The sequence below is a fragment of the Microbacterium cucumeris genome (assembly GCF_058349845.2).
On the sequence record NZ_JBYRIZ020000004.1, the window covers coordinates 234795 to 246603 of the forward strand.

The 11809-nt window shown below is 68.7% G+C and carries 10 protein-coding genes; 6 read left to right on the forward strand and 4 right to left on the reverse strand.

Going from position 1 to position 11809, the window contains the following annotated elements:
• Positions 1–46 precede the first annotated feature (46 nt).
• A complete protein-coding gene (locus AC3RXZ_RS12785; protein ID WP_243229462.1) occupies positions 47–724 on the reverse strand; it encodes a FadR/GntR family transcriptional regulator in 678 nt (225 codons plus the stop codon).
• Positions 725–770: 46 nt separating this feature from the next.
• On the opposite strand from AC3RXZ_RS12785, the gene AC3RXZ_RS12790 reads away from it, so the two are divergent.
• Positions 771–1661: an amidohydrolase family protein gene (locus tag AC3RXZ_RS12790; protein ID WP_491494276.1), complete on the forward strand. Its 891-nt coding sequence runs from the start codon at positions 771–773 to the stop codon at positions 1659–1661.
• A 25-nt stretch (positions 1662–1686) separates the two neighbouring features.
• Here AC3RXZ_RS12790 and AC3RXZ_RS12795 read toward each other — a convergent pair whose 3' ends face one another.
• Together AC3RXZ_RS12795 and AC3RXZ_RS12800 are read right to left on the reverse strand one after the other, a co-directional pair.
• Complete coding sequence (locus tag AC3RXZ_RS12795; RefSeq protein ID WP_243229465.1) at positions 1687–2430, reverse strand: SDR family NAD(P)-dependent oxidoreductase; 744 nt, start codon at positions 2428–2430, stop codon at positions 1687–1689.
• Positions 2427–3287, reverse strand: coding sequence for a fumarylacetoacetate hydrolase family protein (locus tag AC3RXZ_RS12800; RefSeq protein WP_243229466.1), 861 nt, complete (start codon positions 3285–3287; stop codon positions 2427–2429). Before AC3RXZ_RS12800 ends, AC3RXZ_RS12795 begins: the two co-directional genes overlap by 4 nt.
• A 122-nt stretch (positions 3288–3409) precedes the next feature.
• Between AC3RXZ_RS12800 and AC3RXZ_RS12805 the strand changes: the two genes are divergently transcribed.
• From AC3RXZ_RS12805 to AC3RXZ_RS12825, 5 genes are all read left to right on the forward strand, one after another.
• Positions 3410–4699, forward strand: coding sequence for an L-fuconate dehydratase (locus AC3RXZ_RS12805; protein ID WP_243229467.1), 1290 nt, complete (start codon positions 3410–3412; stop codon positions 4697–4699).
• Complete coding sequence (locus tag AC3RXZ_RS12810; protein WP_243229468.1) at positions 4686–5654, forward strand: aldo/keto reductase; 969 nt, start codon at positions 4686–4688, stop codon at positions 5652–5654. Before AC3RXZ_RS12805 ends, AC3RXZ_RS12810 begins: the two co-directional genes overlap by 14 nt.
• Complete coding sequence (locus tag AC3RXZ_RS12815; RefSeq protein WP_243229469.1) at positions 5647–6066, forward strand: RbsD/FucU family protein; 420 nt, start codon at positions 5647–5649, stop codon at positions 6064–6066. The genes AC3RXZ_RS12810 and AC3RXZ_RS12815 overlap by 8 nt, the downstream gene beginning before the upstream one ends.
• 158 nt (positions 6067–6224) lie before the next feature.
• Positions 6225–10274 carry an Ig-like domain-containing protein gene (locus tag AC3RXZ_RS12820; RefSeq protein WP_243229470.1) on the forward strand — a complete coding sequence of 1350 codons (4050 nt, stop codon included), beginning with the start codon at positions 6225–6227 and terminating at the stop codon, positions 10272–10274.
• 84 nt (positions 10275–10358) lie between these two features.
• A complete protein-coding gene (locus AC3RXZ_RS12825; protein WP_243229471.1) occupies positions 10359–11030 on the forward strand; it encodes a GntR family transcriptional regulator in 672 nt (223 codons plus the stop codon).
• On the opposite strand, the gene AC3RXZ_RS12830 is transcribed toward AC3RXZ_RS12825, so the two are convergent.
• Positions 11009–11809 (reverse strand): amidohydrolase family protein, encoded by an 801-nt coding sequence (locus AC3RXZ_RS12830; protein ID WP_243229472.1) that lies wholly within the window; start codon positions 11807–11809, stop codon positions 11009–11011. The two genes, AC3RXZ_RS12825 and AC3RXZ_RS12830, sit on opposite strands and share 22 nt — an antisense overlap.

Genomic DNA, 11809 nt, shown 5'->3' on the forward strand with positions numbered 1-11809 from the left:
CGCCAGAAGGCGCGGACACCCCGACCCGCGTCCCGTTCCGTGCGGCTCAGGCGGTCGCCGCCTGGCGCAGCCACCGCTCGACGCCAGCGATGTGCGCCGTGGCGAGCGATGTCGCGAGATTCGGATCGTGCTGGGCGACGGCATCCGCGATCGCCCGGTGCTCCGCGAGGGTGCGCTCGACGGCCCCCTGCTCGGTGAGCCCCCGCCACACGCGGGCACGGACCGTCTGGCTGCTGAGGCTCTCGATGAGGCTCGCGAGGTAGGCGTTGCCCGCCATCCGGACGATGTCGCGATGGAAGCGGATGTCGTGGGCGACGAGGTCGTCGATCGACACGTCGGTGCCGACGCCGTCGAGCTCGTCGCGCAAGGCCTGCACCTGCTCGTCGCTGCCGAGCGTCGCGGCGAGCCCGGTCGCCTGCGACTCCAGCATCCGGCGCACGGCGAAGATCTCCAGCATCGAGTCGTCGTCGTGCATGTCCACGACGAACGAGATGGCCTCGAGCAGCAGATGCGGTTCCAGGCTCGTGACGTACGTGCCGTCCCCGCGGCGCACATCGAGCACCCGGATGACCTCGAGCGCCTTGACGGCCTCGCGCATCGAATTGCGCGACAGGCCGAGTCGTTCGGCGAGCTCCTTCTCCGGCGGAAGGCGGTCGCCGGGGGCGAGTTCGCCGGACACGATCATCGCCTTGATCTTCTCGATCGCCTCGTCAGTGACTGCCATGTCGTCATCGTAGCCAATGATCCGATGTCTGCGGCAGGATGGATCCATGCGCATCCTCGACTCCCATCTGCACCTGTGGGATCCGTCCCGACTCGAATACTCCTGGCTGGAGGGTCCGCTGCGCACGCGCTTCGCCGTGGACGAGATCCTCGCCGCACGGGGCGGGGATGCCGCGGAGCACGCCGCCGTCTTCGTGCAGGCCGACTGCGCCGAGGAGCAGTACCTCGACGAGGTCGCCTGGGTGGGCTCCATCGCGGAGCGGGTCGGAGTGCGCGGCATCGTCGCGGGTGCCCGGCTGGACCGCGGGGAGGAGACGCGGCGCTATCTCGACGTGCTGGCGACGCGCCCCCTCGTCGTCGGCGTTCGGCACCTGCTTCAGGGGGCGCCGGTGGGCTTCGCGGGGACCGAGGCGTTCCGTGCGGGTGCCGCCGAGCTCGTCCGGCACGGGCTCACGTTCGACGCGTGCGTTCGCGGTGCGGCTCAGCTGCGCGACGTCATCGGGCTGGCCGCGGCAGAGCCGGGCCTGCGGATCGTGCTGGACCATCTCGGCAAGCCTGAGGTGGGGACGGCAACCGCTCCGCTGGCGCCGAGCGCGGAGTGGGCCGATGCGATCACGGAGCTGGCTGCGCACCCGCAGGTGTCGTGCAAGCTGTCCGGGCTCCCGGCAGAAGCCGGCGGGTCATGGAGCGCGGTGCAGGTCGAACCGTTCCTGGACGTCGTGGCCTCGGCATTCGGCGGCGAGCGGATCATGATCGGCAGCGACTGGCCGGTGTCGGCCGTGACGGCAGCCGGTTGGTCGGGTGGGGACGCTCCGGCGCTGGATGCCGCCGCCATCCCCGCCTGGACCGACACCGTCGCACGCTGGGCGACGGCTCGCGATCTCGACGCCGACGCGATCCTGTGGCGCAACGCCGCGCGATTCTACGGTCTGGGCTGACCCGAGCGGCGACGCCGTACCGCGGTCACTCGACCCGCAGGCGCAGCTGCGCCATGCCCCCGTCGACCTCGATGCAGGTGCCGGTGGTGGATCCCGCATCCGGGCCGACCAGATAGGCTACCGCGGCCGCGACCTCCTCGGGGGAGACGAGCCGCCCGTGCGGCTGACGGGCCTCCAGGGCGGCGCGCTCCGCCGCCGGGTCGTCGGCCTGATCGAGCAGGCGCCCGACCCAGGGGGTGTCGGCGGTGCCGGGGTTGACTGCGTTGACGCGGATGCCCTCGCGCAGGTGGTCCGCCGCCATCGCGCGGGTCAGTGCGGACACGGCACCCTTGGACGCCGTGTACAGAGCGCGCTGCGGTAGTCCGGTCGTCGAGGCGATGGATGCCGTGTTGCACACGGCCGCCGACGGCGACCGGCGCAGCCATGGCAGGGCGGCCGCGGTCACGCGCGCGATGCCGGTGACGTTGATCGACAGCACGCGCGCCCATTCGGCATCGTCGTTCGCCGCGATGTCCCCGACGGCCCCGATGCCGGCGTTGTTGACGACGATGTCGATGCGTCCGAAGCGCTCGGCGACGGCCGCGACCGCGGCGTCGACGGACGCGCGGTCCGACACGTCGGCCGTGAAGGCGGAATGCGGGGTGCCCGTGGTGTTCAGATCCAGCACGGCCACCTGAGCGCCGCCGGCCTGCAGTCGGTCGGCGATCGCGGCGCCGATGCCGGAGGCGCCGCCGGTGACGATCGCGACGAGACCGTCCAGCCGGCTCATGCGCTCGCCTCCCACGCGACGAACTCCTGGCGCTGCCGCCCGAGGCCGTCGATCTCGATCTCGACCACGTCACCGGCCTTCAGGTAGGGGAACTTCCCGCCGAAGGCCACGCCCTGCGGGGTGCCGGTGAGGATGAGGTCGCCCGGCTCCAGCGTGACGTACTGCGACAGGTGGTGCACGATGGTGCGCACGTCGAAGATCATGTCGTCCGTGTTCGAGTCCTGGCGCGCCTCGCCGTTCACCCAGCTGCGCAGTCGAAGATCGTCGACGTCGACCTCGTCCGGTGTCACGAGCCAGGGCCCGGTCGGGTTGAAACCGAACGCGATCTTGCCCTTCGACCACTGCCCGCCCGACACCTCCATCTGGAAGGCGCGCTCGGACACGTCGTTCGCGACGACGTACCCGGCGATGTGCGCCTCGGCCTCGTCGGGGGAGTCCAGGTACGCCGCGCGCTCGCCGATCACGATGCCGAGCTCGACCTCCCAGTCGGTCTTCTCACTTCCGCGCGGGATCGTCACGGCGTCGTTCGGACCGACCACGGTGTTAGGCGTCTTCAGGAACATGATCGGCACCGTCGGCGGCTCGGCGCCGGACTCGCGCGCGTGCGCCGCGTAGTTCTGCCCGATGCAGATGACCGCGCTCGGGCGGGCGATCGGAGCGCCGATGCGCATGTCGGCGGTGCCCGAGAGTTCCGTCAGCTCACCGGCATCCCGCGCCGAGGTGACCCGCGCGCGAACGTCGCTGGAGAGGAATTCGCCGTTCACATCGGATGTCACGGGACGGAGGTCGAGGTAACGGTCGCCCTCCACGAGGACGGGGATTTCGGATCCTGGGGCGCCGAGCCGCGCGAACTTCATGATTCTCCTGCTTCGTCGGGGAGCCGCCGTCGAGCGGCGGGTGTCGTTGACAGTATAGACATCGGATGTTTACACTCCAAGTGATCCGCGCAGATCGATCCGCTGCGCGAGGAGAGGAACCCGTGAGCCGCATCGTCGCCCTCGAGACCGCCGACGTCCGTTTCCCGACGTCGCTGAGCCTGGACGGCTCGGACGCCATGAACCCCGACCCGGACTACTCCGCGGCGTACGTCATCGTGCGGACGGATGCCGGGGACGCCGGACATGCGTTCGTGTTCACGATCGGCCGGGGCAACGATGTGCAGGTCGCCGCGATCGAGGCACTCTCCGGACACCTGGTCGGCCGGGAGATCGAGCCGCTGCTGGCGGACATGGGGAGCACGTTCCGCGAGATCATCGGCGATTCGCAGCTGCGCTGGCTCGGGCCCGAGAAGGGCGTCATGCACATGGCGATCGGCGCGGTCGTCAACGCGCTGTGGGACATCAAGGCCAAGCGCGCAGGCCTGCCGCTGTGGCAGCTGCTGGCGCGCATGACGCCCGAGGAGATCGTCGACCTCGTCGACTTCCGGTACCTGACCAACGCGCTCACGCGCGAGGACGCCCTCGCCATCCTGCGGGCGGCCGAACCCGGTCGGGCCGAGCGCGAGCAGGAGCTCCTCGCCACCGGCTACCCCGGATACACCACGAGCCCCGGCTGGCTGGGGTACTCGGACGAGAAGCTCGAGCGGCTCGCGCGGGAGGCGCTCGCCGACGGCTTCACGCAGATCAAGCTCAAGGTCGGCGCCGACCTGGACGACGACATCCGCCGCTTCCGCAAGGCCCGTGAGGTCGTCGGAGAGGACTTCCCCATCGCGATCGATGCGAACCAGCGCTGGGAGGTGTCGGAGGCGATCGCCTGGGTGAACGCGCTCGCCGAGTTCCGGCCCGCGTGGATCGAGGAGCCCACGAGCCCCGACGACATCCTCGGCCACGCCGAGATCGCGCGGGGAGTCGCCCCGATCCGGGTCGCGACCGGCGAGCACGCGCAGAACCGGATGATCTTCAAGCAGCTGCTGCAGGCCGAGGCGATCAGCGTCATGCAGATCGACGCCGTGCGCGTCGCCGGCGTCAACGAGAACATCGCGAATCTCCTGCTCGCCGCGAAGTTCGGCGTTCCGGTCTGTCCTCATGCCGGTGGTGTCGGCCTGTGCGAGGCCGTGCAGCACCTGTCGATGTTCGACTTCGTCGCCGTCAGCGGCACCCGCGAGGGACGCATGATCGAGTTCGTGGACCACCTGCACGAGCACTTCGTCATCCCGACCGACATCCGCGGCGGCTCCTACATGGCGCCCACGGCGCCGGGCACCGGAATGGAGATGAAGGCCGAGAGCATCGCCGCCTACACGTGGACGGGTGCGCATGTCGGTGCGTGAGCTTCCGGTGCTCGGCTACGGCGCTGCGAACGTCGGCAACCTGTTCCGTGCGCTCACCGACGACGAGGCCCGGGCCGTGCTGGAGGCGGCGTGGGACGCCGGCATCCGGTACTACGACACGGCGCCGCACTACGGGCTGGGGCTGTCCGAGCGCCGGCTCGGTGCGTTCCTGCAGACCAAGCCGAGGGACGAGTTCGTGCTGTCGACGAAGGTCGGCCGGCTGCTGCGCCCCAATCCCGAGCACGTCGGCGGGCTGGACACGGCGCACGACTTCCACGTCCGCGACGATCTGCGGCGGGTGTGGGACTTCTCGGATGCCGGGATCCGCGCGAGTCTCGACGAATCCCGCGAGCGGCTGGGGATCGACCGGATCGACATCGTCTTCCTGCACGACCCGGAACGGCATGACCTCGACCTGGCGATCGACAGCGCCTTCCCGGCGCTCGAACGATTGCGAGCCGCCCACGAGATCGGCGAGATCGGCATCGGGTCGATGGTCGCCGACGCCTTGACGCGCGCCGTCCGTGAGGCGGACCTCGACACGATCATGGTGGCGGGGCGCTACACGCTGCTCGAGCAGCCCGCGGCGAAGGACGTGCTGCCGGCCTGCGACGAGACGGGGACCGGAGTGGTCGCGGCATCCGTGTTCAACTCCGGCCTGCTCGCGCAGAGCGAGCCGCGTCGCGACGGGCGCTACGAGTACGGCGCGCTGCCCGACGAGCTGTGGGAGCGTCTGGTGCGGATCGCCGACATCTGCCGGGCGCACGACGTGCCGCTGCCCGCCGCGGCCGTCCAGTTCCCGCTGCGCGCGCCCGCCGTGCGCAGCGTCGTCGTCGGAGGCAGCCGCCCCGCGCAGCTGCGGCAGAACGCCGAGTACGCGGCCCTGCCGATCCCCGCGGAACTCTGGGCGGAACTCGCGGACGAGGGACTCATCCCAGGAGGTGCGGATGCTTGAAGGAATCCACCCGTTGCTCACCGGTGAAATGCTGCTGCACCTCGACCGGATGGGGCACTCCGATTCGGTGGTCGTCGCGGACGCGCACTTCCCGGCATGGGCGTTGGGCGAGCGGGTCGTCGACCTTCCGGGGACGACGACACCCGAGGTCGTCGCGGCGATCCGCACGGTGCTGCCGCTGGACGACGCGCCGGGCCTGGACCTCATGGAATCGGCGGATGCCGAGGTGCTCGACGTCCAGCGGGAGCTGATGGCGTCCGCGGGGACGACCCGGGAGACCACCCGCTTCGTCGAGCGCTTCGCCTACTACGACATCGCGAAGGGCGCGTATCTCCTGGTCCGCACCGGCGAGACGCGCAAATACGGCAACGCGCTGCTGCGCAAGGGCGTCGTCGGGCACGTCTCGGCCTGACGACCGCCATCGCGCGACGATGATCTGATCGGCGCCTCTTCGGCGGACTCGGCGGTTTGCTTAATCGATACTTGTCAGTCGATTATCGATTACTATAAGGTGGGCCGCATCCACCTGCCGCGCACTGTTGGGCGGCGCCCCCGAGTCTGGAGACCGCGATGAAGCGAGCTGCGACGACATTGATCCTGACGGCCCTGGTGGCGACGGCGCTGCCGGCGCTCCACCCCGATCCGGCAACGGCCGTCGACGAGCCACCGGGAGACGTGATCTACGTCGCCACGGACGGCGACGACGCGGCGGCCGGCTCCATCGATGCGCCGCTCGCTACGCTGGAAGCCGCGCGCGACCTCATCCGCGAGCGCAAAGCGGCCGGCACGCTGTCTGCGGACGGGGCGACCGTCTACCTGCGCGAAGGAAGCTACCAGCGCTCCGCATCCTTCGCACTCGGTGCCGAGGACTCCGGAACAGCGGATGCCCCCATCGTCTACCGCTCGTACCCCGGAGAGGTGGCGACCCTGACGGGCGGACAGACGCTCTCTTACGAGGACTTCCGCCTGACGGAGGACCAGTCGGTCCTGGATCGCGTGATCGAGGAGTCCGCCAGGGACGACATCCGCGAGATCGACCTGGCGGCGCTCGGCATCGAGGACTACGGCCAGCTGAGCCGCCACGGCTATTGGAAGGCCAATGACGTCAGCAGCACCCCGCCCATGGAGCTCTACATCGACGGGCAGGGCATGACGCTCGCCCGCTGGCCCAACGCCGGTGCCGCCAAGGACACCGTTCAGATGGGCGAGATCATCGACCCGGGGCCCACGCGTGCCGATGCCGATCTTCAGGAGCGCGGTGGCACGTTCACCTACACGTACGATCGTCCGCAGCACTGGACCCAGGCCGAGGACGTCTGGCTCGACGGCATCTTCGGCTACAGCTGGGAGTGGTCGTACAACAAGATCGAGGCGATCGACACCGACGCCAAGACCATCACCCTGCGCTACGGGGAGATGTCCGGGATCATGAAGAGCTGGTTCCCGGACTTCCACTTCGCTCAGAACCTCCTCGAAGAGCTCGACGCCCCGGGGGAGTACTACATCGACAGGGCCGCGGGCAAGCTGTACCTCGTGCCGAACGCCGCGTTCCTGGCCGGACGAGGCGCACCGGTGGTGACCACACTCGACGAGCCGATGATCCGCACAGACGGTGCCTCGCACATCACCTTCGACGATCTCGTGCTCGAGTACGGGCGCGCCACGGCAGCGGTCATCCTCGGCGGCTCGAACGTGACGATCCAGCACAGCGACATCCGCAACTTCACCGACGGCGGCGTGCTCATCAACTCACCCGGCCGGTACACCTACGACGGCATCCCTGTGAACCGCGGCGGCACGGACCATGCCGTGATCGCGAGCGAGCTCAGCCACATCGGCGGGGTCGGCGTCGTGCTGCAGGGCGGGGACAAGACGACGCTGACGCCGGGGAACAACAGCGTGCAGAACTCGGAGATCCATGACTTCGCGTACTACCACAAGGCCTACAACCCCGGCGTGATGTTCGACGGGGTCGGCAACGTGGCGCGTGGCAACGAGATCCACGACGCCCCGCACCCCGGGATCATCGTGCACGGCAACGATCACCTGTTCGAGCAGAACGAGGTCTACGACGTCTGCAAGACGTTCCACGATCTCGGTGCGATCTACATGAACTCCGGGATGACGCCGCAGCAACGGGGGCATGTCTTCCGGCAGAACTACTTCCATGACATCGGTGCAGGCATGGCCGGTGTCGAGGGGATCTACGCCGACAACTTCACGTGGGATCTCACGATCGAGAAGAACATCTTCGTGAACATGGGCAACAGCGCCATCAAGAGCGGGTCAGCCGATTACATCGAGGCCACGAACAACATCTTCGTCGACGCGAACGTGCCGTACGACAACTACGAACTGTGGATGGGCGACCACGAGGGCAACGTCGTCGATCGCTCGTACATGCCGGAATGGGAGAAGGTGTTCGCCGAGAACGACGACTTCGTCGGCACGCCGTATCTCGAGAAGTATCCCGAGCTCGCTCACTTCTTCGAGGACAACCACTACTTCCCCGACCACAGCACGTTCGCGAAGAACGTCGTGTGGAACCCCACGGTTCCCCGCCAGTCGCAGGTCAACGCGCAGGGCGCACGGGATGTCAAGGAGCTGCTGAACTACGACAGCAACTGGGTGAGCGAGGGCGACCCCGGGTTCGTCGACGCGGCGAACGGCGACTATCGCCTGACCGCAGACGCCGCGGTGTTCGCTCAGATCCCCGGATTCGAGGACATCGGCTTCGATGAGATCGGCACGAAGGGGCACATCGGCCAGACGCAGTCGCCCGAGTCCGTGCCGCTCGAGGCTGTCGCGTTCGACGCGGATGCCGTCGCGCTCGATGTCGGCAAGGAAGTACTCGTGCGCGCGACGCCTCTGCCGTGGAACGCGGATGATGCCCGTCTCGTGTACTCGTCCGCTGATGAGTCCATCGCGACGGTCGACAACGGGAAGCTGACCGGCATGGCGCCCGGTTCGACGACCGTGACGGTCACCGCAGCATCCGATGCCGGGATCTCCGACACGATCGAGGTGGTCGTCGGTGAAGGCGACGGCGTGCTGCACTTCACCGACTTCGAAGACGGCTCGAACGGCTGGCCGACGGATCCGAATCGCAGCATCGTCGCCGCCGAGGGCGGCGACCACGTGTACCGGATCGTGAATGGCGCGAACTCGCAGCTGCCCCGCGACTTCACGAGTTTCGTGCTGGACTTCGACGTCACGACGCCGACGAGCGTTCCCGCGAACGCGGTCATGATCGTCTACAACCGCAACAGCGCAGGGGGCGGCTACATCCGCTATCGCAATGCGGCGGCGGGACCGACCTGGACGATCTTCGACAACGCGTGGCAGACCGTCGGCGAGGTCGTCCTCGATCCGACGAAGGCGCTGCCCGCGGCGGCGACCAGTCATGTCCGCATCGCCGTGCAGGACGGCGTGATCCGCATCGTGGTGAACGGCGAGGTCGTGCTCGAGGGCACTGATCCCGCGCCGGGCGCCGCCGGCAAGGTCGGGTTCTACACCGAGGGCTTTTCGCACCTGGACTTCGATGACGTCGGCTTCTCGATATCGGCGGTTCCGGTGGACGGCATCTCCCTCGATGCCGGCGAACTCGCCCTGCAGACCGGTGAACGTCGGCCGGTGATCGCAACGGTGTCGCCGCAGGACGCCAGCGACGTGCGCGTCACCTGGTCCAGCAGCGATCCGGCCGTGGCTTCGGTCACCGATGGCATCGTCGCCGCCATTGCGGCCGGTGAGGCGACGATCACGGCGACGTCGGTCGCCGACCCGTCGATCTCGGCGACCGCGGTGGTGACGGTCGCGGATGCCGAGCATCCCACGATCGCGCTCGGTGACCAGCTCTCCGATGCCGCGAACTGGACGCAGTCGGACAAGCTCGACTTCGATCAGGGGACGATCCGAGTCAACGCCGAGGGCGTGCACGGCTATGAGACCGAGCGCTTCGGAGACGGCCTGCTGGAGTTCGATGCGACCTTCGGCGCATTCGACGGCGGCTGGTACGGCTTCCAGGTCCGGTCCGATCAGACCGGCGTCCCGGCGTGGCAGAACTCCAACACCGGCTACCTGGTGGTCATCAAGGAGGACACGATGGAGTTCCAGAGCTGGAGCCCGGGGCAGACGATGCTCGACGTCATCCCGAACACCACGATCGAGCCGGGGAGCACGCATCGCATCGCGTTCGGCGCCATCGCCGAGGACGCCGGCACCCGCATCGTCCTCCAGGTGGACGGGAAGACGGTGTGGAATCGACTGGATGCGAGAGAGAACCTGCGCATCGGTGCCGACGGCTTCTTCAACGTCTACCACTACGCCAAGCAGAACAGCATCACGTTGACGAGGGTCGCGCCGCCGGCGACCGTGGAATCGGTGGCCTGGGCCGCGGACGCGGCGCCAAAGACGAAGTACCTCATCGGGGAGGAGCTCGACGTGACCGGGATGATCCTGGACGTCACCTGGAGCGATGGCTCGACGACCCGGATGGACGTGACTGCGGAGATGGTGACCGGCTTCGACAGCAGCAGGGTGCGTCCGCACCAGAAGCTGACCGTGGCATACGGGGACAGCACCGTGGAGTTGACGGTGTCCATCAAGAAGAAGCGCAAGTGAACCCATGGCCAAGGCCCACGGTCTCTGTCGAGGCCGTGGGCCTTGGTCATTAGCGATAGTCGATAATGGCCGTAGAATGGGACCATGGCTGACGCATTGGCTCCCCAGGGACTGCAGCGAGGGCTGCTGTCCGACCAGATCTATCTGATGATCAAGGCGATGATCAAGGATTCGACGCTGGAGCCCGGCGAGCAATTGGTGGAGTCGCAGCTGGCGCGTCAGCTCGAGGTCAGCCAGGCGCCGGTGCGCGATGCCCTGAAGCGCCTCGCGCACGAGGGACTGGTGTCGCATGTGCGTCACCAGGGGAACTTCGTCGCGACCTACACCGACGCCGAGGCGGCCCAGGCGAAGATCGCGCGCGTCGAACTCGAGGGCCTGGCGGGGCGACTGGCCAGCGGCAACCTGGACCCCGGTCGCCGCACGGAGCTCATCGACGTCATCGAGCAGATGCACGAGGCCGCTGACCGCTCCGACCTGCCGGCGTTCCGCGAACTCGACTTCGTCTTCCACCGCGCCGTGATCGAAGCCAGCGGCAACGTGTACCTGCCCAAGATGTGGGATCTGCTCGAACCGAGCCTGAGGGTCATGCATGTGCTGGGAGACCCGACCTTCACCGGGGACTGGCACGAGGTCGCGGACTGGCACCGCGGCCTTCTGGACGTCCTGGAGGCCGGCGATCCCGACGCCGCGGCGGAGCTGTTCCGACGCCATGCGGCGGGAACGCTGCTGGAGGATCAGGACGCGACGGACGCGTAGACGCGGTCGGCGGTGCCGTGCCAGACCGCCGCGGCCTCGCGGCGGGTGAGGCCGTCCAGCATGCGCGCGGTCGACTCGACGACGGCGTGGTGAGGCAGCCGGCGGGCGGACATCGGCCAGTCGCTGCCGAACATCAGCCGCTCGGGGCCGAACGCCGCGAGGGCGACGTCGGCGATCTCCCGGAGCTCGGTGTCCGTCCGGGACCCGACCACCCCCGACAGCTTCGCATGCACACGGGGGCGGGATGCCGTCTGCGCCAGAGCGGCTCGCCACTCTCCGGTCGCCTCCGCGGCACCGAGGCCGAGGTGGCACAGCACGATGGGAAGGTCCGGATGCCGATCGGCGAACGCGGCGACGCCGGGCAGTTGCGCGGGCCGGATGAGGAACTCGAGCACCCGCCCGGTTCGGCGAAGTCCCTCGCCCAGCGCGTCGAGTCCTGTGACATCCGAAAGATCCGGCGCGTACTGCGGGATCGCGGCGCGGATGCCCGCGACCGCGGGACCCAGTGCCGGAGCCGCGACGCCCGCCCAGCTCCCGGCGGACGGGGAATGCTGGAGCACGACCCGCGACACCGTGCGGCTCCCTGCGGCCTCGGCGACGAGCCACACCGCTTCCGTCAGCGTGTCGGCCGCCTGGACGGCGATCGCCGACTCGACCTCCGCCGCAGCCTCCAGGTCGGCGGCCAGGACCCGGGGCGAGAGACCCATGTCGTCGCGGAACCAGGAGAGCGGATGCCGCGTGCGATCCCACAGGTGCACGTGGGCGTCGACGACGCGCAC